This is a genomic window from Paenibacillus sp. CB74 (assembly GCF_055687625.1).
Genome location: NZ_CM146009.1, coordinates 4147217 through 4169712, shown reverse-complemented (window position 1 = coordinate 4169712; position 22496 = coordinate 4147217). Strand labels below are relative to the sequence as shown.

Below are 22496 nucleotides of genomic sequence, written 5' to 3'. Positions count from 1 at the left end.
ATTTATTTGATTACTATAAGTATCATTTTATTGTATAATACTGGTATTAACTCTTTGGAGGGATGACAATGGCAAGAAATTGGTCCATAACCGAAGCACATTGTAATCACCAAGTAGATTTTACTCCACATTCGCAAGACCATGATATCTCCACACAACATAGATCCAAACAAACTCCTGCTTACCACATGCTACATACTACAATATTGGACTATCACCAACATGCTATATATCACCTCAAACTTGCAGCAATCATGCGTAATCACAATCAGTTCAGAGCCTGCCTCATTCTCTGCGATTGGGCTCTAGCCTCCATGATTAAGGCGCTTTATATCCATAAGTATCATTTAGTTCATCCACCCAAGGAACTCACCATGAACGTAATCTTGCCTTTAGTGCATATGGACATTGAACCCGGATTGGATATCGCCTTGTTCATCGGTACGATGCAACATATGTCATCCCTAGCAGATTACCCACATGACCAGCCACTAGAACTGAACAACATCGAAAAGCTTCTTCAACGAACAGAAGAGATATTGGACGAGTTAGCCACTCGATTGGAGGATGATTCATCAGAGTAAGATGTTTTTTAATTGATCATTTGGGTTAAATGTTTGATTTATCTATGTTACGCTTACAAGATGACATCATCCAAATAAAGGATATATGATGCAGAGATTACAAAGGATTTTCTTTGCTTTGCATCGGGAAAGTAGGTGTACATTTTGAAAAGAGTAATTGCTATCGTGTTATTCATATTATCTATATTGGAATTGGTTACTCTAATCCTAATTGGTAAAAGCATGATGACTGGGTATATGGAACCGAGTACGTTTAGCGGGATAATTTCATTCCCACTAGGCGCTACGTACCTCTCGATCTGGATGTTCTTTTCACGGCAAGAGTTTACCGGAGGACGAGTCGCGGCACAGATCAGTTTTACAGCGGCATTGTTGACGGCGTGCCCGTTGGTGTGTTTATGGATTGTTTTCTATTAAATCAAGAGATTAAGAAGATTTCCTTTGAATTAGGACCTATGAAGTACGTTGTTGGAGATATTGTTAGGGTGAGAAAGGTAAAATCAGGATGTTAGAAGGATGTATATGCACCAAGCTTCTGCTAACATGGTAAAATCCTAATTCTAACGGTGGAGAATGATATGAGTACAATTAAAGTAACACCAGAGCAGCTGCTGCATGTATCCAGACAGATCGAGCAGGGTAGGCATCAGTTGGAGGGTATACGTAATGACCTGACCGCACGGATCGGATTCATCCAGTCTCAGTGGGCGGGAGCAACGCAAGAACGATTCTTCTATGATTTTCAGCAGTCACGTTCTGTACTTGATCGAGCACTGAAAAGTATGGTTAAGTCATCCGAAGATCTGTTCGCGATTGCCGAGAGATTCGATCAAGCAGATCAGGATCAGGTGAGCTTGGGAGCCGTTGCTGGACAGATTGCTGCCCATACGTTGATGAACCATAATATAGGTAGCACGGAAGAACAAAGACGAATGGTATATAATCCTTTGTTTGGAGTTAACATGCCTGCCAGTGAAGCAGAGGATGGAATGCCAGGGCAAAAAGAGTTTGTTAAGTATTGGGAAAATGGTGGCACCTATGAGGAAATGAGAGCTGGGCCGAAGCAACCGGTGTCTAGTGGTGGGGATATATATGATGAACAGATCAGCGCATTTAAGGAAGGTCATCATCCCGTAACTGGAGAATCCATACCTGCATGGCAAGCAGCAGTTTCTATTGGAGGTTTACAGACTGCTAAGCTCGTACTGGCTTTTACTGGAATGTATAATAAGGGGTATAAGGTTCCGACTGGAGGATTGAAGTTTCCAAAGTCTAAGCTAGATAACTTGAATGGTGTAAACCCTGTGATATTTAACAGAGATATCGTTATTAGTTCTGCTACTGCTCCCAAAAAAGGTGGAGAAACCGTTGTAGGACATGCTTTGCAGAAACATGCAGGGCGAAACCCAGATATATGGGGAAGAGTTAGAGGGGGGCCTGAACAAATTAATCAAGTAGCTCAAAAGCATTTACAGGATATACTTGATGCTCCAGGTGAATTTAAGAAAATTACAAATAATAGAGGTATTACTTTCCTCGAAAAGAATTTACCTGATGGTCGCGGAGCAAGGCTTAACCAAGATGGTTCATTCAAAGGATTTATCGATCAATGATGGAGGTTTTGAATTTGGAAAGTTTAGAAATCATTTTAATTAATTTTAACAAAAATAATCTGGATCAATTCATTAAAAATGATTTGAACATTCAGGTGGATCAGATCAAAAGTTCTCACTTTTATGATAGCCGCAGTGAAAACGATATTGAATTTCAGCAAATAGAGAGCATTGAAGAGATTCTTTCTCCTAAGGGGACGGGGAATATATTATTGTCTCAGCTTAACTTGGGTCATACCTTTAAAGACGTGATGATTGTATTTTCATTCGATGAGGAATCTGGAGATATTGTAATTAATTTTCCTGAAGAGGAATTGTTCAGCGGAGAAAATTCAGAGACAACGTTAAAAGCTCAGAAGTTGTTAGAGTATATTCTTGATATTAAGAAGAAGTATGCAATTGAGAAAGTTAGAATCGGTTATGAACCAGCTATGGATGATGACACTTGCTTGGTCGAGGTTGATAAAGAAATGATGGATACAAATGTTATTGTCTCAAAACTGTTGGCTTAGATTTCCTCTGAACCAGAGTTTGATGCAGAACAATTAGACATTACGATTTATCGAACGCCCATTTCAACTCGAATACGAGTAGTCTTGGGCTATTTTTATCCCCTCATTCCAACCCACTACTTTACAAAATCCACCCATCCCTCCCCATAGCAAATGGTATAATGACAAAAAGGGAGATTCTGGCGCGAGGCTTGAAGGCTCTCACAGCAGAAAGGATGTTATACCACATGCCTACATACAACAAATTGGTGCGGGACAAGATTCCGCATATTATCACATCCAGCGGTAAGGAATGTCGCACAAGCATTCTGGACCCGGAGGAGTATAAGCAAGAACTAAGAACAAAGCTGCAAGAAGAATCGGAAGAATACATGAGTGCAGGAAGCGATGAGGAAGCGCTGGAAGAACTGGCCGACATGTTAGAGGTGATTCGGGCGCTGGCTGAGGTGCATGGAGCGAATGCGGCGCAATTGGATAAGCTACGTGCGGACAAGGCTGAGGCACGCGGTGGATTCCAGGAGAGAGTGTATCTGATCGATGTCGACGAAGCTTAACGTTAAACTCATTACAGATAACTTGGCAGACGAACTCATTTCCCGGATGCAGCATGCGTCCGGGATTTATATTATGACGTCCTTTATCATGCAGTCTGGTGTGAAGCTGCTTGCTCCGCATTTGAAACGGGCAGCTGAACATGGGGCAGAAGTAAGGATGCTCGCGGGAGACTATTTGTATATCACGCAGCCGGAGGGCTTACGGGCGCTCTGTGAGGTCGATCCACGAATTGAAGCTCGACTGTGGCGAAGTATGGGGACTTCTTTTCACCCGAAAGCGTATTTGTTTGATCATGACAACGGCGAAGGACTACTGATCGTCGGCTCGTCCAACTTTTCGTTCACGGCGCTGAAGACGGGGTATGAATGGAATCTCGCAATGAATGCGGAGGCGGAGCCATATACGTTTCAATCCGCTTTGGATAAGTTCATGCAGAGCTTCTACCACGAGACAACCCTGCCGGTGAACCCGGATTCGATTGAGCTGTATGAGGAAGAGTACCGCAAATATCACCAGAAGAACCCGGAGATGATCCAGCGCATCACGGAGATGGAAGAAGCGGAATTTGGCACAGGTCTGCCAGAGGACAAAGAGGAAGAGTTTGCCGAGCTGTCACTGGTGCCGATTCAACCGCGCTATGCTCAGTTGGATGCCCTCGAAGCACTTCATGGCACGATGGAGGAGCAGTATGATAAGGCGATGGTCGTTATGGCGACCGGGCTTGGCAAAACGTATCTGGCGGGTTTCTTCGCCCAGCGGTTCCAGCGGGTGTTGTTTGTAGCGCACCGGGAAGAGATTCTGTTCCAAGCGAAGAGGTCTTTTCAACGGATCATGCCGGAGCGCAGTCATGGGATCTATAACGGTCAGTATAAGGATGGGGCGGCGGATTGTGTGTATGCTTCGATCTTTACGCTGAGTATGCAGAAGCACCGGGATGGTTTTGCGATGGATGCATTTGATCTGATCGTGGTGGACGAATTCCATCATGCGGCGGCGAAGACGTATATGTCGGTGATTGAGCATTTTCAGCCTAAGTTCCTACTGGGCATTACGGCGACCCCGGATCGACTGGATGGCAAGGATGTATATGCACTCTGTGATGGGAATGTGGCGTACCAGATGCATTTTATTGAAGCGATCCGGCGAGGTTGGCTGGCGCCATTTCAATATTACGGGGTATTCGACGATACGGACTATTCGCAGATTCGCTGGATCGGGACAAAGTATGATGAGGAACAGCTCATGGCCGTTCAATTGCAAGAGGAGCATGTAGAGACGATCTATGCAGCCTGGGCCCGACACAAACAGACGAGAACGATTGGCTTTTGCTCTTCGATTCGGCAGGCAGACTTTGTAGCTGCGTATTTCCGAAGTCAGGGCGTGAAGGTACTTAGTCTGCATTCGCGTACATCGGAGATGTCGCGGGAGGAAGCCATTCGGCAGCTTGATGCGGGTGAGCTGGAGGTTGTGCTGACGGTGGATCCGTTCAACGAAGGTACGGATATTCCACGTGTGGATACGCTATTGTTCGTGCGTCCAACCGAGTCGCTCACGGTGTTCACCCAGCAGGTGGGTCGTGGTTTTCGACTGGCGGAGGGCAAATCGCATTGTGTCATTATCGACCTGATCGGAAACTACCGGAATGCGGATGTGAAGCTGAGCCTTCTGGATGTGCGCGGAGATGAGGAACGAAGCGGAAAAACGATGGATTCGGCTGTACCTGAGGTTCCGGCTAACTGTGGGATTCATCTGGAGACCCGGGTGGTGAACCTGCTTCAGGAGCTGAGCCGCAAACGGTTACCGCGTCGCGAGAAGCTGCATCAGGATTTTCTGAGTGTGAAGCGAGAACTGGGACGTATTCCGACATATCTGGAGCTGCACCTGATGGGGCGTTCGAAGAGTATCGGGTATCGGAGCGAATTCGGTTCCTATGTTGGATTTCTGTATTGGGCGGAGTTGCTTTCCCCGACCGAGGGAGAGATGTACGTCCGGTATGAGGCGTGGCTGCGCGAAGTAGAGAAGACAGTCATGAACAAAAGCTACAAAATGATTGTGCTGCTGTATATGCTGGAGCGAGGCGAAGCCCACTGGATGGACCCGATCACGCCGGAGGAGATGGCAAGCTTTTTCCATATGTACCTGACGGAGAAGGAATACCGGAAACGTAAAGACTTTTCAGACAAGGACAAGCTTGCGCTGTGGGAATGGAACGAGAGGACGGCAACACGGATTGAGAAACTGATTATTGATATGCCAATGTCTATGTGGAGCGGGGCAAAGGGCAGCATGACACGATTCGAAGATGGACTGTTCTCGCTGAATGTGCAGGTGCAGGATGCGGAGGAACGGGCGTTGCTGTATCGCTGGACGAAGGAGATTTGTCTGTATCGGCTGCATACTTATTTTGAGCGGGGGAACCCTAGTTAAACGAAAAACCAGACTACACACCGTTTTATGGTATGTAGTCTGGTTTCTATTTTCCATTTCTTGTTTTCCATAACGTATAGATACACAGGGCAACAAGTAAAAACGCAGGGATAATAACGGGTTGAACTGAATTACCTATCGGCATGGAGCTAGCAAGTGAAACCACGTAACTAATTAGTGCAATCCCAATGAATAATGCTGCATTGAAGATGAGAAAGTGTTTTAAAGGTTTTTTCTGAAATTGATACATTACAAAAATGAATGCAATCACGAATAGAATGAGGAACGCAGATTCTGAGATGGTTGTCCATCTTCCGGTTTGGCTTATGGAATTAACATCATCTTGGGTTAAGATACCTTCAGATAGCCATTGTTGAGAGTGACTTAATCGGGTATTCTCTAAAAATAGATAGATACTGTAAATTACAAGCATTAGGACAGCGTATATAAGTAAAAAGAGAGTTGGTAGCTTTTCACTTTTTGTTTTCATGTATGATCACCTCTTTACTTAATAAACTGACATTTCTATCTAAGGCTGTAATACGGAAGGATATGCGTTCATAGTATCCGTATGAGTTCCAAAATCGAGATTGACTCCTAATGGAAGATCTCCTATAGATAATCCGAGTACAGCTCTCATTTTATATCTTGCATTGAAGGTAGCCGTAGATCCAGAAGAAGAATTATAGGTATAGATGTCTTCTAGCGCCGGGGAGAACATAGCTCCGAAGTTTGCTGTGGTAAGGCTGATTTTAGGTCCACTAACTGCTGTTACTTTAAATGTACTTGTATTATAAGAGAAATTACCTGAAAGAGTAACGACCCACTCTTTTGTGAATTTGTCTCTTGTATCTTTGGCAATGTGATAGAATCTCTCCGAGACATTCTCTCCCCTGATGTTACTTAGAGCATTAACTTCTAAGCCTGATTCTTTTAAGTTGTCTATTGGAGAATGTTCTCTATATGATAAAAACCAGTTGTTTTCTATAATTATATTTTGTATTGTCCGATAATCTGCTGCTTCATGATGTTCTTTAGTAACTTCAATAAAACGATCTGTAACAACTGAACCTTCAAGATCCTTAACTGTAAAATCTTCGGTATTCTCAAATGCAGTATCTATAAAATTGGTAAATAGACTACTGATTTCAGAGTTCTCATTGCTTTCCACACTCGCATTAGCAGAAGCTGAACTTATAGTAGTACACGACAATACTAAGGTCAATGTTATCACTAAACTTAAAAATTTCTTCAATTAATGATCTCTCCCTAATATACCTTGAGTTGGTTTATTTGTGTTGGCCAACATTAATAACCCTAACATATATAATTTCCAAATGGTACCTATTATGTGGGATTTATATACATTAATACAAATGGACCAGGAAAAAAGGAGGACTTCTTAATTTCTTTCGTAACTGTGAATTTGAAATTTGGAGAGTTGTGGTTTATAAGTGGATAATGAAGCTATAGCAAACGCTACATCAGGTGAACCAGGATGAATAGACGTTGGGCGATACGGCAGGGGAGACATTTACTGTCCGTAGTCTGCTTTTAGAACCATCCTAATATTAGGAAACCAGATTCAAAGGTTTTTCCCACCCTCCACATAAACCATAATCGCTTCATACAAAAACCTCAAAAATTCCTCATCTCCAAACTGATCAAAATAACCCCCATAGCGACGATCCGTCGTATAGGCTTCCGCAATACATCTCAGAATCTCAGCATCACAACTCATAAATTGCTCCAGGCAACTCTTCCATTCAACCACTAACGCTTGCACCTCACCAGAAGCAGGGGACCGATCCTGATGATTCGCCAGCTCACGAAATACCTGCTCCATATTGACCGAGAACTGCTGGTAGGCTTTTTCTTGCTCTTCCGCAGACAGCTGGCTCACATTCGCTTCGAATTCCCGATATTTCTCAGTATCTCCGTAGATGAACTTTGCCTCAGATTCATATTGTTCTTGAATGGACAGAATGGAAGAGTCGTCAAACAGATGAAGATGAGAGATATCTGTCCCATCCACATACTCGTCCAACTGGTCGATGATGGTTTCGAGTTTTTGTTTGCGTTGAACGAGTGTACTGCGGTGCTCTTTTAGAATATCTTTTTGTTCACCTTTCGAAAGTTGCATCATGGCGGCAATGTCTTTCAAGGAGAAATTCATTTCTTTGAACAAGAGGATCATTTGCAGATCCCCCAGTGCCTCTTGATCGTAATACCGATAGCCATTGTCTTCGACTTTGCTCGGTTTCAAGAGATCCGTTTTATCGTAATAGTGTAATGCGCGTTTGGTGATGCCTGTGATCTGAATAATATCTTTAACGGTGAAATAGGGTGTCTTCATTCCAAAAGTCCTTTGTTTCAGCAAGGATAACACTTGCCGGAGTGATGGTTGCTTCGGTGATCGGTGTACCTGTTTTGTTCAAATAATATTGGATTAAGTGATAACCGCAAGCATAACCAGCCGCATAGGGCATACCTACGGGCGTGAAATTTTGCAGTGTGGCAAGTTCATCGCCGTATAGATAGGGATTAATCTGGTCAAAACCGGTGACATGCAGCTGATCTTTCATCTTCGGTTTGATAACATTGTTCAAAGTCTTCATATCTGTTTTGGCTACCCAGGGGCCCAGCAACTCTTCTCCATACAGGGATGTCGCAAAGCTCTCAGCCAACCCCTCGCTAACAACCATCTCGCCAAGCGTAATCTGTGGATTCCACTGGATATATTGGTACCTCACATTATGATTGCATTCATGGGATAACACAGATTGCATACGAGGTAGAGTATATCTATTCGGGATTAGGTTCGCAATAATGTAACCCGGGATTCCACCGTCTCCGCTGATACCTTCGTTCATTGTCAGTGAAGGGCTATTCTTATCACCCAATAAAATGGTATATAGATATTCGGAGACCGATAGCTCAATTCCGTGCTCTGTAAAGGTGGATAGACTCGTATGAACAGCTTCATGACACTGTTGCCAAAATGTTTCAGACGAGATCGCAGCTAACGATTCGTTAATCTCAGGTGTGATATCTGCGGGAGCGATATTCATAAAATTATTCATCATAATCACGTCGAAGCCATTAGGCTCTTGAGATTGAAGCGGGATCTGTTGTATGTTCCATTTGTTCATAAAGGGACTCATCATACGCTCGCGGTATAACTCCAATTTCTCATCGGGTGCAGCCTGAATGATCTCCTCATAAATTAGATCTGAACGTAACGCGGTAATCTTCATTCCTGATCTCTCCTTCTATTCGCTTGAGATCATTATCAAGTATGACCTAACGTAACAGTCAAGCATTGATGTTAGGTTGCTGGCTCTCTGCATGATTCTTCATCTTCATGGTAAATACCAGACCAGACAGGATATAGATCAAGCTTAACAGGAGATAAGGGAGTTGCAGCGAGAAGACGCGATCGAACGCCGTTTCACTAACCCGCACCAATAATCCGCCGAGAAGCGTACCGATGGCACTAATGCCAAAGGATAGAAAGCGAAACACACTTCCGACCCGGCCAAGTATCTCATTAGGAACGGAACGTTGCAGGATGGAGGAACGGGTAACATTGTAGACAATAATGAAAAATGCAGCACAGAAGTATAGACTGCCTACTAAGTACGCATTAGTAGTAAGACCCACCACACCGTAGATGATTCCCATGCACAGAATGGAGGAGATAATTAATTGTTTTGTACTCCATTTCTTGCGCATATATGCAACAGCTTGGCTTCCTACAATGCTGCCGATGGTTGCGATGGAGATGAGCATACCGAATGCAAAAGCATCCAACCGAAGCACATCTCGTACAAAGAAGATCTGAGTAGCCAGGATGATGGAATACATTAGCGTAATGGTTACTGACAGAATGGCTAGACCACGCAGAAAACGATCATGATAGACATATTGAATACCGGACCACATCTCGCGTTTCCAATTCTTCATCGGGCGAACTTGTTTCTTGGTTGTTTCCGTATTCCCTGGGTAAAAGTTACCCTTCATACTGATCAAAAAGAGCAGAGCAATAACAGCCGTTACCGCGTCTATGGCAAAAGGAAAAACAATATGCAGGGTGATGATGAACCCTCCCAGCGCAACGCCCAGAATATCACTTGTGATTAACTGTCCGGCGGTGAACTGCCCATTGGCTTTTTCCAACTTACTCTCATCTACCAGTTGAGGTATAACCGTCTGCACCGTACTGTCGAATACCACTCGGCTAAGACCAATTCCAAACATGAACAGAGCCAGAATCGGAATACTCACCCATCCTACCCAGATACATAACGTCAGAGCAAGCAGAAGGATCATTCGTGTAAAGCCAGCCCCAATTAGCATATGTTTGCGTGAGTATCGGTCAATGAGAACACCTACGGGTAGACTAAAGAGAAGCCAGGGGAGACGAAGTGCCGTCATGGTAACAGAGGCATACAGCGTATCGCTTGTAAGTGTGGATATGAGCCAAGGAACCGCAGCAAGCGTAAGTCCATCACCCAAAAAAGTAAGCGAGAATGCACCAAATAACTTGGTATAGTTCGATTTGATTTTCATCGTTCCCTCCACCAATAAGATGTAAAGCATAGCTACAAGAAGATTGGGAAATAATGTGTTTTTACTTAATAACAATGTAAGTTATTGCAAAATGGTTTTCAATCCTATTTTTACATTAAATAACTTCACAAAACGCTTACAAACTTTCAATTCTACTCTACCTTTTCCGCTGCGAAGCTGAGATAATGGGAGAGGAATAAGGCATGAAACGACGCAATACCCATGTTCACCAACAGCCGCAAAATAAAAGCTGCACATCCATAGGAGGATTATTAATGACGACACAACCATTGAATCTGATCCAATCCACGGAGGGTCAAGCCTTGCTTGCCCAAATGTATGGACAATCACAAGTACAGGAACAGACTGCACGTTACACGAAGTTGAACGCCACGTTCGAAGAGTACTTTGGCGCACAAGAAGGAAGCAAGCTGTTCAGCGCGTCAGGACGCAGTGAGATTGGCGGCAATCACACCGATCATAACCATGGTAAGGTGCTGGCGGGCAGCATTACGCTGGATACGATTGCAGTGGCAGCACCAACTGCGGAGTCGGTAATTACCTTTTACTCAGAAGGCTATGACAAGAAATATGTAATCGATCTCACGGACCTCACGCCAAATACGGAAGACGATGGCACAACAGCATTGATTCGCGGTATGGCTGCGGGATTTGGAGAATTCGGATATAAGGTAGGCGGATTCCAAGCATACCTCTCCAGTAACGTGTTCTCGGCATCTGGAGTGAGTTCTTCGGCGTCATTCGAGATGTTGATCTGTACGATTTTGAATCACTTCTATAATGATGGAGCAATGGATGTTGTCACTTTGGCCAAAATCGGTCAGTATGCGGAGAACCATTATTGGAACAAACCTTCCGGTCTGCTGGATCAGATGGCTTGTGCGTACGGCGGACTGATTGCCATTGATTTTGAAAATCCTGCACAGCCTGTTATCGAGCCTGTTCAATGGGATTTCCAACAGAACGGTTACTCATTGGTCATTGTAAATACGGGCGGCAATCACGCCGATCTAACGGAAGATTACGCGGCTGTGCCCAATGAGATGAGAGCGGTTGCTCAGGCGCTGGGCAGTGAGTATGTTCGGGAAATTACGGCAGACGCAATCTACGCCAACCTCAAGAAGGTTCGTGAAGCGGCTGGAGATCGTGCCGTGCTGCGTGCGCTTCATTTCCTGGAGGAAAATAATCGTGTCGATGGTGAGGTTCAGGCGTTGCGTGATGGACGTTTTGCTGATTTCCTGAAACTGATTACCGCGTCCGGTAACTCGTCATGGAAGTGGCTGCAGAATGTATATCAGAGTGGTGCTGTGAAGGAGCAAGAGATTGGCATCGCGCTGGCACTGACCGAGAATTATCTGCAAAACCTGGGCGACGGCGCTTGTCGGATTCATGGTGGTGGATTCGCAGGGGTTATCCTTACAATTCTTCCGAACGAAAAAGTGGAAGAGTATATGACCTGGATGCACGACATGTTGGACACGCCAATTATTGTTGTTAATGTGCGTGCGCAGGGTGCGGTGTGCCTGAATGCATTGATTGCCTAATGTAAACAGATACGAAGAATGGCTGAACTGAAATCTCATATGTAACAAAAAGCGGTTATTTGCCCCCGATATGGTCAGGGTGAATTACCGCTTTTTTGTTATGTAAAATACAAGGTTAATGCAAGAAATGTTGCATATATACACCCAGAACACCCTCAAAACATAGGATTGTAAAGAGAGTGTTCTTTTTTGTGTCGAAATTTGTAATAAAATGTACCGGATTTAAATAATAGATAATATCCCTTTAAAACATACTTCAGGGGAATGAAGTGATTTTTGTTTTTATATGTAGAAAAATGACAAAATATAGAGTATAGTTAAGGGATAATTTAACTATTTTTTTCTATGAATTAGGATGTAAAGATGAATATTGGATTTTGCTAGTTTTAAAAGCAATGAATCTAGTAACGGGGGATGGATATGAGCTCATTCAGAAACTGGCTTAACTCAACCAAGCAAGGTCTTGAGGACCAGGTTAAACGATTCAAGAATAAAGATTTTATGGATGCGGTAGTAGCAGGCTGTGCCTTGGTTGCTTTTGCGGATGGAAGCGTAGATGCTTCAGAGAAGAATAAGATGGCGGGATACATAAATCTGAGTCAGGAATTGAAAGTATTTGACATGGCGGTTGTTATCGAACGTTTCAATCATTATGTCAATAACTTCGAGTTTTCTCCCGAGATCGGGAAACAGGAAGCTTTGAAAGCAATTGCCAAGTTTAAGTCGAAGCCTGAAGTCGGCCGTGTCATTGTAGGTGTGTGTAGTGCGATTGGTGCTGCTGATGGTAATTTTGATGATCAAGAGCGCAGAGTCGTAGCTGAAATTTGCACGGTTCTTGGTTTGAACCCGGGTGAATTTAGTCTGTAGCCCTCTAGGCATCTGAAGATGAAAGGAGGTGAATATCAGTGGCTGGTATTAATTTGGTCAAGGGACAGAAAATCGATCTAACCAAGGGCAAAGCAGGATTAACTCAAGTCATCGCCGGTTTGGGTTGGGACCCAGTAGCCTCCAAGGGATTCTTCGGAAGAAAGAAGCAGGCGAATATCGATTGTGATGCTTCGGCATTGCTGTTGGATGAGCATGGTCGTCTAACGAAGGAAACCAATCTGGTCTGTTTCCATAACAAGCAAAGTTTGTGTAGATCTGTAGTTCATTCAGGAGATAATCTAACGGGCGAGGGTGAAGGAGACGATGAGCAAATCAGAATCAACCTCTCCTCCGTACCTGCCGATGTTCATAGAATTCTTATCGTTGTAAACATCTATGATTGTGTGAATCGCAAACAGGATTTTGGCATGATTGAGCGTGCATATATCCGCATTTTGGATGGGAAAAACTCTCAAGAGCTGGTCAAGTTTAACCTATCCGATAGTTATTCAGGCATGACAGCCCTCATCTGTGGCGAAATGTATCGACATGGTGCAGAGTGGAAATTCTCTGCAATCGGTGAAGGTGCTCATGCGGTACATATCGATGAGCTTGCTCGTCGTTATACGTAGTAAATGATTACGCATAATGCAATTTTGCATCTAATTATATCGTGAAGCGGAGATGAATCGAATGGCTATCAATCTATCCAAAGGTCAGAAGATCGACTTAACCAAAACAAATCCGGGATTGGCCAAAATCACTGTAGGTTTGGGTTGGGATACCAATAAGTATGATGGCGGCAAGGATTTTGACCTGGATGTATCCGTGTTCTGTGCGAATGCTGACGGTAAGGTTAACGGAGAAAAGAATTTTATTTTCTTTAATAATCCGCAAAATGAAAATGGTTCCGTTGTTCATACGGGTGACAACCGTACGGGTGAAGGGGATGGCGATGATGAGCAAGTGAAAATCGACCTGCCTAACGTTCCGGCAGATGTCGAGAAAATTGCATTCACCATTACCATCTATGAAGCACAGGAGCGCAGCCAGAATTTTGGACAGGTATCCCGCGCATATGTACGTATCGTAAACGAAGCAAATTCGGAGGAATTGATCCGTTTCGACCTTGGTGAAGATTTCTCCATTGAAACAGGTGTTGTGGTTGGAGAGTTGTACCGTCATAGCGGTGAGTGGAAATTCAGCGCGATTGGTAGCGGTTATCAGGATGGTCTGGTTGGCCTTACACGGGATTATGGTTTGCAATAGGCTCCAGTGAATATATCCATTTTTGACCTTATACAAGACAGGGAAGCCGTCGATTAGACGGTTTTCCTTTTCATTACTGTAGGCATCTCTCATGAAGAAAGGTGGACGAATATATGACAATTAGTTTGGCTAAAGGACAACGTATTGATCTGACCAAAACAAACCCTGGTTTGACAAAAGTTGTGGTGGGCCTTGGATGGGATACCAATAAATATAGCGGCGGAGTCGATTTTGACTTGGATGCTTCAGCATTTTTGCTTCATGAAGACGGTAAAGCCAAAGGAACGGACGATTTTGTATTTTACAACAATCCAACGGGCGGTGCCGGGTCACTAACTCACACGGGAGATAACCGTACAGGTGAGGGAGAAGGCGATGATGAGCAGATTATCGTCGACTTCAGCAAAGTTCCTGCGAATATTACCCGGATCGGTATTACCGTAACGATCTATGATTATGAAGCACGTGCACAAAATTTTGGACAGGTGTCCAACGCTTTTGTTCGCGTCGTAGATGCGTCCAACGAACGTGAAGTTCTGCGTTATGATCTGGGAGAAGACTTCTCGACGGAAACGGCTGTTGTTTTCTGTGAATTTTACCGCTCAGGTTCGGACTGGAAGTTCCAGGCAATCGGTAGTGGTTTCGCCGGTGGACTTGCTGCACTCTGCGAGAACTACGGATTAGATGCCAAATAGGAGAAGAAAGGTGAATCTGTTATGGCTGTAACTGTCGTCAAAGGGCAAAAAACGGACCTGACCAAAACCAATCCGGGACTTTCACGTCTTACAATTGGTATTGGTTGGGATTCTCCTTCAGCGCTTGAACTTGATACATCTGCATTCCTTCTCGGGGCTGGTGGTAAAGTATCCGGTGATGAAGATTTTATCTTCTATAACCAGCCGACAACGGCATTTATTACGTACAAGGATACACCGCAGCAATCGGACAAAAAGCAATTTGATATTGATCTGAGCAAAATTCCTGCCCGTATTGAGAAAATTGCGTTCAGTCTGACCATCTATGAAGGTGAGTCCAGAAACCAAAGCTTTGGTCAGGTTCAGAATACCTATATTCGCTTTGGGAATGCCAGTAACGGACAGGAAGCATTGAGATATGATCTGGCTAGTGGATTTACCGTGGAAACGGCGATCGTCATTGGCGAGTTATATCGACATAACGGAGAATGGAAGTTTAATGCGATTGGCTCCGGTTTTGCCGGGGGACTAAATGCATTGTGTGGCAATTTTGGCGTGAGCGTCGAGGATAATGCTTCATCTTCACAATCTGCTCCTCCTGTACCTCAGCCGCCCGTACCTCAGCCCCCAGCGCCGAAGCCTCCGGCTCCGCCAGCTCAACCGCCTCAACCCAAGATTGAACTGAATCTGAACAAGATTGAGCTGAAGAAAAAAGGCGATACGATTAACCTGAAGAAAAATGCAGGAGGACTCGGAGAGATTTTAATCAATCTCAACTGGAATCAACAGACCAACCGAGGGCTGTTCGGGCGAAACAAGAGTGTGGATCTGGATCTCGGTTGCCTTTATGAAATGATGGATGGCAGTAAAGGGGTCATACAGGCTCTTGGAGAATCATTCGGGTCCCTTAACCGATATCCGTACATAGCTCTGGACGGGGATGACCGGACAGGGTCAGTGAGGACTGGAGAGAATCTTCGTATTAATGGTGAACGTGTTGCTCATATCAAGCGTATCCTCGTGTTCACTTACATTTATGAAGGTGTCAAAAACTGGTCACAGGCTGATGGAGTCGTAACGATTAACCAGAAAGACGGTCCTGATATTATCGTCCGCATGAATGAACATGGAAGTTCCTTGGGAATGTGTGGTATTGCCATGTTCCGCAACGTGAATGATGAGACGTTCAGTATTGAAAGAATTGTCCAGTTCTACAATGGACACCGCGCCCTGGATGAAGCCCATGGGTGGGGAATGCGCTGGACTGCCGGCAGTAAATAACAATTTGAGTTAGCGGAGGCTGCCTTTTCATGTTTAGTGATTTCTTTAAAAGCATTAGTGAGAACTACGGCCATTTCTTCTCTTGGACCGAGATTGTAGCCACACTATCTGACCCTGTAAGCTGGGGGATTATTGGTAGCTTGATCTTGCTGGAGGGGCTTCTGTCTGCGGATAACGCGCTGGTACTGGCTGTTATGGTTAAGCATCTGCCCAAGGAACAGCAGAAGCGAGCATTATTCTATGGTATCTTAGGAGCTTATATTTTCAGGTTTATTGCGATTGGGCTGGGGACATTCCTCGTGAAGATCACCTTGATCAAAGTGCTTGGAGCATTATACCTGTTATACATTGCCTACAAAGGACTATTCAAGTCTCAGGAAGACGAGAATCAGGAAGGCAAGCAATATTCATTCTGGAAAACCGTACTCATGGTCGAACTGATGGATATTGCTTTCAGTATTGACAGTGTTATTGCGGCGTTTGGTATTAGTGAGCAGATTTGGGTACTTTTCCTCGGAGGTATCATCGGAGTACTCATGATGCGTGGTGTTGCGCAGATCTTCCTTAAACTTATTGACAAGTTTCCTGAACTGGAAAAAGCGGCATTTATCCTTATTGCTATTATTTCAGTGAAAATGATGTTGAGTGCTTTTGGTTTCCATATCTCTAACGTGATCTTCTTCTCGTTATTGGTCGCTGTATTTGCTGGAGCGATTCTCCTCGGTTCGGCAAGAAGAAAAAAGGAAAACAAAGGTCAGACCTCTTAAAAAATGTAACTCTGCCCTCAATCCCTCCGCTTCTTGGAGGGATTGGTTTTTATACCCCGACAGCATTCATTTCATCATGCAGACTGACTTGAAGTCAGAAGATGCAAGGAGGAGAATAACCTGAAATATTTTAATTTTTTGAACTCTGAGGAGGAAGAAGCGCTATTTTTTTCTTCACCCGTATCGTTTAGTCATCGAACCTCCAAAGAAATACTGGCATATGCTGTTGGGGCTGCTTTGTACATGCCAGCCACCCGTCCGCATATTGCGGACGATATTATGAACGGTAAGCATGAAGGACTCACGACCACCATCATTGACCTGGAAGATGCAGTAGGTGACGAGCAAGTAGAATTTGCGGAGCAATGTTTGGCGCAGCAGCTTACATTTCTAGCAGGGCACCTGGAGACGGGAAAGTTATCGCCCAATCAATTGCCTTTGCTTTTTGTCCGGACGAGGTCCCCGGAGCAGCTGGAACATCTTTTTGAGGTGTTAGGTGAGCGAATGACCTTGTTAACAGGTGTGGCACTTCCCAAGTTTGACTGTACGAATGGAAGGGCTTATCTGCAGCTTGTTCACGAATATAATCAGCAGAAAGACAGTACTCATCCACTCCTGTACGCTATGCCTATTTTGGAGACAGCGGGTGTGATCTATCGGGAAACACGCTGGGATACATTGATCCAAGTGAAACAGATTGTGGACGAGTATGCTCCCTATATCCTGAACATCCGAATTGGTGCAACGGATTTCTCAAGCTTGTTTGGTCTGAGACGAAGTCCCGAACTCACGATATATGATATTGCAACCATACGTGATTGCATATCCGATATCATCAATCTATATGGACGCGCAGACAACGGTTATGTAATATCCGGGCCGGTATGGGAGTATTTTAGCCAGCGGGAGCGTGTATTCAAGCCCCAATTAAGACAGACGCCATTCGAAGAATCACTAGGTAAACCGGGCAAGAACCTGAGAATGAAATACATCTCTAACTCTATGGATGGACTCATGCGTGAGGTCATGATGGATAAGGAGAATGGCATTGTCGGAAAAACGATCATTCATCCAACACAGATCAAGCCCGTTCAGGCGATGTATGTCGTAACGCATGAAGAATTCATGGACGCACAGGGCATTGTAGGCCGTAATGACGGAAGCATGGGTGTTTTCAAAAGCACGTATACCAACAAGATGAACGAGATTAAACCACACTTGAGTTGGGCGAAACGAATTTTAATCCGATCACAAATATATGGGGTGTTACATGAACAGCAGCATTATGTCGGGCTCTTGCCCAAACATGAACAAACATACGTTTCCTATTCTTGATCAATTCCATGTCACGATTGAGACCACACATAATCCATTGGAAATTCCATTGGAGTATCTGTTCTCCATGGCGGCTCGTTTGAATAAAAAACGATCATTTCTCTTTGTCAGTAAATTGCTTGGCAAGCATATTGCCGTCAATCCGTATACTTCACTGCTCAGCGGAGCGGCTCTGGCGGTTCTGCTGTATGAAGATTTAAGTCAAGGAGAAGACAAACGAATTGCAGCGTGGAAACAATGCATGGTCCGCGGATTAATTGATCCGGATCAAGCTCGTGAGGCTTATGAGTCTTTAATGAAAGTTCAGATGACTTTGCCTGAAGACGTGAGATTTGTCGGTTTTGCCGAGACAGCTACCGCTCTGGGACACAGCATGTACGAGCTGTTCGCTGATCGTGCAACGTATATTCATTCCACAAGAGAGTACCTGCCTGAAATCGAGCCGGATATTCAATTCGAGGAGGAGCATTCTCATGCGATGTCTCATCGCTGTTACGCTCTGGACTCCGAATCACTCGCAGAGGGTGGACCTCTTGTTCTTGTGGATGATGAGATCACAACGGGCAATACCACATTGAACATTATTCGGGATATCCAGCGCACCTATCCGCGCAAACAATATTATATTGCGTCTTTGCTGGATTGGCGGACTGATGCAGATGAGCAGAAATTCACAGCACTGGAACATGAACTTGGAATAACGATCACTCCACTATGCTTGTTAAAAGGGAAAATTCAGGTGATGGGAGAACCATCTATCGATGCTTCTGGAGAGAAGACGGGTACTGAATCCGCATCGTTGATACATGTTATATCTGTTGCCGGTGAACTGGAGCCATGGCGCGCTGTATCTGCGGATTCGAAGGGAAATCGCTGGTCGGCTCCTTATCTTCGGTACACAGGCCGATTCGGCATTCATTCAAGTCATAATGCTGGTCTGGACTCAGGTATCTCCAGGATCGCAGCCCTGTTGCGAGAAAAAAGGAAGGGCCGGCATACCCTTGTGATGGGTACAGGGGAGTTTATGCATATTCCGATGCGAGTTGCCGCTGAGATGGGTGACGGGGTGATGTATCAGTCCACGACTCGGAGCCCAATCCATACGGTGAATCGTCCAGGATATGCAGTTGTTGCAGGTGAAGGATATGCTTCGCCAGAAGATCCGACTGTTCGCAATTATATATACAATGTATTACCTGGGCAATATGATGAGATTTTTGTTTTGATGGAAAGACATATGTCTGAAGAACGAATGCAGCCTATGCTGGATGTATTGTCCCAACTCGGATGTAAGCAAATATACGTGGTGTACTGCGGTGTTCCACAGGAGGGCTGAGAAGACAGCTATGAACTTACCTACAATTGAGAGTGTGCTGAAGCACAAAGTTAAATCACCTGACCCACTAGGCAGTTATGACCCGTCTGACGTTGTATTTCTGTTGAAGGATTTAAGTAATATTCAGTTGGAAAAAGAGACCGGAGAGCGTGAACAAGCCATTCAGTCGGGTGTGCATTATTCGGAAATGCTGCCCGTGGAGTATCACCCTACGGATGAATATATTGAGTTGTTCCATGATACATTGGCGCAATCTGCAGAGAAGGTCGCTATGGCTGCCGCCGTCGTAGCAGAGATGATCGTGCGCAAGAGGGGACTGGATACCGTTCTGGTCTCGCTCGCTCGTGCCGGAACGCCAATTGGCATTTTGGTCAAACGTTATATTTCCATGAAATACAATGTGGATATGCCTCATTACAGTATTTCCATTATTCGTGGAAAAGGGATTGATGAGAACGCCATTCTATATATTTGGCAGCAGCATGGACTCCATGCACCTATTCAATTCATTGATGGCTGGACAGGCAAGGGAGCCATTCGCAAGGTGCTGGTGGAAGCTTGTGAAAGCCTGAATGAACGGTATGGCATCCGATTGGATGATGATCTTGCCGTGTTGGCCGATCCCGGGCAATGCTCGGCTACCTATGGAACCCGAGAAGATTACCTGATCCCAAGCGCTTGTCTGAACTCAACCGTATCCGGCCTAATGAGCCGTACCGTACTGCGGGATGACCTCATCGGACCGGAAGACTTCCATGGAGCCAAGTGGTACAAAGAGTGGGCTTCATCCGATCTGTCCAACGTGTTTGTGGACAAGGTATCTGATTACTTTGCCAAAGTTGAACAGGAGGCATCCCTTCAAGCGGATGAAGCACTTGCTCATCCCCCCGAAGTGACCTGGCAGGGAATGCAGGATATCCAATCCATTCAACAGGCATTCGGTATCGGTGATGTGAATCTGATCAAGCCAGGGATCGGAGAGACGACGCGGGTACTATTGCGCCGTGTACCTTGGAAGATCCTGATTGATCGTCCGAACAATCCTAATCTGAGACATATTATGCTGCTCGCACAAGACCGGGGTGTCCCGGTTGAAGTGTTCCCTGGATTGAGCTATTCATGCTGCGGTATTATTCAATCGGTAAAGGGGGGCGGCGAATGATTTATGCAAGTGATCTGGATCAGACCCTGATCTATTCCCGGCGTTCGATGGGCGTTTCCGAGGATGCCCCAGGACTCGTCCCAGCCGAATGGATTCGTGGTGAATTATCAGCCTATATGTCAGCGGAGGCGTTGCATCGTCTCAAGACTCTCCCCGAAGATATTATATTTATCCCTGTGACTACACGGACAGTGGAGCAGTACCAGCGTATTCGGATTTTTCAGCAGGATGTCATTCCGGCTTATGCGATAACGAGTAATGGTGGAAATATTCTAATTAACGGTGAAGTGGACCTGGCCTGGAACGAATATGTTCGTTCTCAGCTTCAACAGCATTCGGCTACGGCAGATGAGGTAAGACAGATGTTTGGTGATGTGCTGAACAGCGACTGGGTTGCAGGGGAGCGACTATGTGATGAGTTGTTCTATGCCTTTGTCATTCATCGTGACCGTATGCCGTTAGAGCAAGTTACAGAGAAGATTCAGGCGTTGGGAGCGTTGGGATGGGAGGCTTCCATCCAAGGGCGCAAGCTGTACCTTGTTCCTTCTGGAGTGAACAAGAGCGCTGCGGTAGAACATGTTCGACAGCAGATCGGACATGTTCCTGTTATAGCCTCTGGGGACTCTTTACTGGATCGTTGTTTACTCGATTTCGCAGATTATGCTATTGCTCCACGGCATGGCGAACTTTACCGGGAGAAACAGCGGAACCCCGATGTGATCCCTTACCAGTTCACCGAACAATCCGGTATATTTGCCGCCGATGAGATATTGGAATATGTCCGCTCTACACACCATGTTGCGATAGGAGATGCTGTCTCATGAACAAGACCCGTATTTATTTTAATCGTTGGTTCTCGGTGGCGTATCACTATATGAATCTGATTCGAAACAACGAAGATGGTTTGCAGTTCGAGATCTACGGCACGCATTCCGATCCGAATAACATGGCACTCCAGGGATGTGATCATGCGGAGTTGGAACCAAAGGTTACGGGGAAAGAGTATGTTGATTTCTGTCTTGATTTTTGTCGTAGACATCAGATCCATATATTTATCCCACGTCTCCATATGCTGGATATCAGTAAGAATGCTCATCTTTTCGAAGAGATCGGCACCAAGGTTCTGGTTTGCAAGGATACAGAGTTGTTGGAACAATTGATGGAGAAAGACCGTTTCTATGAATCTGTACGTGAACTGGGAATCATGAATATTCCGGATTACTTCACTGTCAGCAATGCCTCCCAATTCAAACAGGCCTATGATGCACTTTCCAACGCTGGACATGAGGTGTGTTTCAAACCATGTAATGGTGAAGGCGGCATGGGATTCCGGGTGATCGACAATAGTCGTAATCCATTGGAAGAGTTGTTTGGGCACACTCAGAACCGTATCTCTTTTGAAGATGCTTTCCGTGCCTTTTCTACTGTGGAGTCCTTTCCAAACATTATGGTCATGGAACGTCTCGAAGGTTATGAATACAGTATAGATTGTTTGGCTGACAGTGAGGGGAATCTGCTCGCGGCTATGCCTCGCTGCAAAGCAGGTGGACGACTAAGAAGGCTTGAAGAGCATGCTGAACTATTAAAAATTGCAAGTGATGTTGCTGCTGCTTATCGCATTCCATATAACTTCAACATCCAGATGAAATATCGTAAAGAGACTCCGAAACTTCTGGAGATTAATCCAAGAATGTCCGGGGGATTACATGTGTCCTGCCTTTCGGGAATCAATTTCCCATATCTGGCTGTGAAGCTGGCTCTGGGTTATGAAGTCGGCCCCCTTTCTCCGCAATACGGTATATTGGGAAGTCATGTGGAACAACCATTAATTATGGATACGCAGAAAGTTAGAAGCCATTAGAGATTAGTTTCCAAACATTGACACCTTCTGACTGGTTTTCTTACAATACGATTATGAAGATGATCTTGATAATTACACAGGAATCAAGTGATCAA

Annotated in this window: 23 protein-coding genes; 18 read left to right on the top strand and 5 right to left on the bottom strand. The window is 44.9% G+C overall.

Annotated features, from left to right (window positions below):
- The first annotated feature begins 68 nt into the window (after positions 1-68).
- From ACX9NY_RS18550 to ACX9NY_RS18525, 6 genes are all read left to right on the top strand, one after another.
- Complete coding sequence (locus tag ACX9NY_RS18550; RefSeq protein WP_472474281.1) at positions 69-584, top strand: HEPN domain-containing protein; 516 nt, start codon at positions 69-71, stop codon at positions 582-584.
- 144 nt (positions 585-728) lie between these two features.
- Complete coding sequence (locus ACX9NY_RS18545) at positions 729-1001, top strand: hypothetical protein (protein WP_472474279.1); 273 nt, start codon at positions 729-731, stop codon at positions 999-1001.
- Positions 1002-1162: 161 nt separating this feature from the next.
- Positions 1163-2197: a WXG100 family type VII secretion target gene (locus tag ACX9NY_RS18540; RefSeq protein WP_472474277.1), complete on the top strand. Its 1035-nt coding sequence runs from the start codon at positions 1163-1165 to the stop codon at positions 2195-2197.
- A gap of 14 nt (positions 2198-2211) precedes the next feature.
- Positions 2212-2709: a hypothetical protein gene (locus ACX9NY_RS18535; protein WP_472474275.1), complete on the top strand. Its 498-nt coding sequence runs from the start codon at positions 2212-2214 to the stop codon at positions 2707-2709.
- Between the two features lie 227 nt (positions 2710-2936).
- Positions 2937-3263 (top strand): nucleoside triphosphate pyrophosphohydrolase, encoded by a 327-nt coding sequence (locus ACX9NY_RS18530; RefSeq protein ID WP_472474273.1) that lies wholly within the window; start codon positions 2937-2939, stop codon positions 3261-3263.
- Complete coding sequence (locus tag ACX9NY_RS18525) at positions 3247-5691, top strand: DEAD/DEAH box helicase family protein (RefSeq protein ID WP_472474271.1); 2445 nt, start codon at positions 3247-3249, stop codon at positions 5689-5691. The genes ACX9NY_RS18530 and ACX9NY_RS18525 overlap by 17 nt, the downstream gene beginning before the upstream one ends.
- Positions 5692-5737: 46 nt before the next feature.
- Here ACX9NY_RS18525 and ACX9NY_RS18520 read toward each other — a convergent pair whose 3' ends face one another.
- The 5 genes from ACX9NY_RS18520 to ACX9NY_RS18500 all read right to left on the bottom strand — a co-directional run bounded on the left by ACX9NY_RS18520 (position 5738) and on the right by ACX9NY_RS18500 (position 10263).
- On the bottom strand, positions 5738-6181 hold the full coding sequence (locus tag ACX9NY_RS18520) for a hypothetical protein (RefSeq protein WP_342571973.1): 444 nt from the start codon (positions 6179-6181) through the stop codon (positions 5738-5740).
- A gap of 39 nt (positions 6182-6220) precedes the next feature.
- A complete protein-coding gene (locus ACX9NY_RS18515) occupies positions 6221-6946 on the bottom strand; it encodes a hypothetical protein (protein ID WP_124117275.1) in 726 nt (241 codons plus the stop codon).
- A 330-nt stretch (positions 6947-7276) separates the two neighbouring features.
- Positions 7277-8047, bottom strand: coding sequence for a MerR family transcriptional regulator (locus tag ACX9NY_RS18510; protein WP_472474268.1), 771 nt, complete (start codon positions 8045-8047; stop codon positions 7277-7279).
- Complete coding sequence (locus ACX9NY_RS18505; RefSeq protein WP_472474266.1) at positions 8022-8948, bottom strand: DUF2268 domain-containing putative Zn-dependent protease; 927 nt, start codon at positions 8946-8948, stop codon at positions 8022-8024. Before ACX9NY_RS18505 ends, ACX9NY_RS18510 begins: the two co-directional genes overlap by 26 nt.
- Positions 8949-9006: 58 nt before the next feature.
- A complete protein-coding gene (locus tag ACX9NY_RS18500) occupies positions 9007-10263 on the bottom strand; it encodes an MFS transporter (RefSeq protein WP_472474264.1) in 1257 nt (418 codons plus the stop codon).
- A 275-nt stretch (positions 10264-10538) separates the two neighbouring features.
- On the opposite strand from ACX9NY_RS18500, the gene ACX9NY_RS18495 reads away from it, so the two are divergent.
- From ACX9NY_RS18495 to ACX9NY_RS18440, 12 genes are all read left to right on the top strand, one after another.
- The gene (locus ACX9NY_RS18495) at positions 10539-11828 is read left to right on the top strand and encodes a galactokinase (RefSeq protein ID WP_472474262.1); all 1290 of its coding nucleotides are present in this window, start codon (positions 10539-10541) and stop codon (positions 11826-11828) included.
- 420 nt (positions 11829-12248) lie between these two features.
- A complete protein-coding gene (locus ACX9NY_RS18490; protein WP_339259077.1) occupies positions 12249-12695 on the top strand; it encodes a tellurite resistance TerB family protein in 447 nt (148 codons plus the stop codon).
- A gap of 38 nt (positions 12696-12733) precedes the next feature.
- Positions 12734-13327: a TerD family protein gene (locus ACX9NY_RS18485; RefSeq protein ID WP_339259079.1), complete on the top strand. Its 594-nt coding sequence runs from the start codon at positions 12734-12736 to the stop codon at positions 13325-13327.
- A 61-nt stretch (positions 13328-13388) separates the two neighbouring features.
- Positions 13389-13964, top strand: a complete 576-nt coding sequence (locus tag ACX9NY_RS18480; protein WP_090917591.1) for a TerD family protein — start codon at positions 13389-13391, stop codon at positions 13962-13964.
- Between the two features lie 113 nt (positions 13965-14077).
- Entirely contained in the window at positions 14078-14659 is a 582-nt protein-coding gene (locus ACX9NY_RS18475; protein ID WP_264934654.1) for a TerD family protein, read from the top strand.
- A 21-nt stretch (positions 14660-14680) separates the two neighbouring features.
- Positions 14681-15940, top strand: a complete 1260-nt coding sequence (locus ACX9NY_RS18470; protein WP_339259086.1) for a TerD family protein — start codon at positions 14681-14683, stop codon at positions 15938-15940.
- Between the two features lie 29 nt (positions 15941-15969).
- On the top strand, positions 15970-16707 hold the full coding sequence (locus tag ACX9NY_RS18465) for a TerC family protein (RefSeq protein WP_339259088.1): 738 nt from the start codon (positions 15970-15972) through the stop codon (positions 16705-16707).
- 138 nt (positions 16708-16845) lie between these two features.
- Complete coding sequence (locus ACX9NY_RS18460; protein WP_472474258.1) at positions 16846-18042, top strand: HpcH/HpaI aldolase/citrate lyase family protein; 1197 nt, start codon at positions 16846-16848, stop codon at positions 18040-18042.
- A complete protein-coding gene (locus ACX9NY_RS18455; protein ID WP_472474257.1) occupies positions 17978-19378 on the top strand; it encodes a phosphoribosyltransferase family protein in 1401 nt (466 codons plus the stop codon). The genes ACX9NY_RS18460 and ACX9NY_RS18455 overlap by 65 nt, the downstream gene beginning before the upstream one ends.
- A gap of 10 nt (positions 19379-19388) precedes the next feature.
- Positions 19389-20540 (top strand): cysteine protease StiP family protein, encoded by a 1152-nt coding sequence (locus tag ACX9NY_RS18450; protein WP_472474255.1) that lies wholly within the window; start codon positions 19389-19391, stop codon positions 20538-20540.
- Positions 20537-21364, top strand: coding sequence for an HAD family hydrolase (locus ACX9NY_RS18445; protein WP_472474253.1), 828 nt, complete (start codon positions 20537-20539; stop codon positions 21362-21364). The genes ACX9NY_RS18450 and ACX9NY_RS18445 overlap by 4 nt, the downstream gene beginning before the upstream one ends.
- Positions 21361-22401, top strand: a complete 1041-nt coding sequence (locus ACX9NY_RS18440; protein WP_472474251.1) for an ATP-grasp domain-containing protein — start codon at positions 21361-21363, stop codon at positions 22399-22401. The genes ACX9NY_RS18445 and ACX9NY_RS18440 overlap by 4 nt, the downstream gene beginning before the upstream one ends.
- The last annotated feature ends 95 nt before the right edge of the window (positions 22402-22496 follow it).

What these genes read in the sequence shown, in the direction of transcription:
- ACX9NY_RS18440 (WP_472474251.1), top strand. Translation starts at nt 21,361, where the DNA reads ATGAACAAGACCCGTATTTATTTTAATCGTTGGTTCTCGGTGGCGTAT.
- ACX9NY_RS18550 (WP_472474281.1), top strand. Translation starts at nt 69, where the DNA reads ATGGCAAGAAATTGGTCCATAACCGAAGCACATTGTAATCACCAAGTA.
- ACX9NY_RS18465 (WP_339259088.1), top strand. Translation starts at nt 15,970, where the DNA reads ATGTTTAGTGATTTCTTTAAAAGCATTAGTGAGAACTACGGCCATTTC.
- ACX9NY_RS18495 (WP_472474262.1), top strand. Translation starts at nt 10,539, where the DNA reads ATGACGACACAACCATTGAATCTGATCCAATCCACGGAGGGTCAAGCC.
- ACX9NY_RS18520 (WP_342571973.1), bottom strand. Translation starts at nt 6,181, where the DNA reads ATGAAAACAAAAAGTGAAAAGCTACCAACTCTCTTTTTACTTATATAC.
- ACX9NY_RS18505 (WP_472474266.1), bottom strand. Translation starts at nt 8,948, where the DNA reads ATGAAGATTACCGCGTTACGTTCAGATCTAATTTATGAGGAGATCATT.
- ACX9NY_RS18450 (WP_472474255.1), top strand. Translation starts at nt 19,389, where the DNA reads ATGAACTTACCTACAATTGAGAGTGTGCTGAAGCACAAAGTTAAATCA.
- ACX9NY_RS18470 (WP_339259086.1), top strand. Translation starts at nt 14,681, where the DNA reads ATGGCTGTAACTGTCGTCAAAGGGCAAAAAACGGACCTGACCAAAACC.
- ACX9NY_RS18500 (WP_472474264.1), bottom strand. Translation starts at nt 10,263, where the DNA reads ATGAAAATCAAATCGAACTATACCAAGTTATTTGGTGCATTCTCGCTT.
- ACX9NY_RS18490 (WP_339259077.1), top strand. Translation starts at nt 12,249, where the DNA reads ATGAGCTCATTCAGAAACTGGCTTAACTCAACCAAGCAAGGTCTTGAG.
- ACX9NY_RS18525 (WP_472474271.1), top strand. Translation starts at nt 3,247, where the DNA reads ATGTCGACGAAGCTTAACGTTAAACTCATTACAGATAACTTGGCAGAC.
- ACX9NY_RS18475 (WP_264934654.1), top strand. Translation starts at nt 14,078, where the DNA reads ATGACAATTAGTTTGGCTAAAGGACAACGTATTGATCTGACCAAAACA.
- ACX9NY_RS18510 (WP_472474268.1), bottom strand. Translation starts at nt 8,047, where the DNA reads ATGAAGACACCCTATTTCACCGTTAAAGATATTATTCAGATCACAGGC.
- ACX9NY_RS18530 (WP_472474273.1), top strand. Translation starts at nt 2,937, where the DNA reads ATGCCTACATACAACAAATTGGTGCGGGACAAGATTCCGCATATTATC.
- ACX9NY_RS18480 (WP_090917591.1), top strand. Translation starts at nt 13,389, where the DNA reads ATGGCTATCAATCTATCCAAAGGTCAGAAGATCGACTTAACCAAAACA.
- ACX9NY_RS18455 (WP_472474257.1), top strand. Translation starts at nt 17,978, where the DNA reads ATGAACAGCAGCATTATGTCGGGCTCTTGCCCAAACATGAACAAACAT.
- ACX9NY_RS18540 (WP_472474277.1), top strand. Translation starts at nt 1,163, where the DNA reads ATGAGTACAATTAAAGTAACACCAGAGCAGCTGCTGCATGTATCCAGA.
- ACX9NY_RS18445 (WP_472474253.1), top strand. Translation starts at nt 20,537, where the DNA reads ATGATTTATGCAAGTGATCTGGATCAGACCCTGATCTATTCCCGGCGT.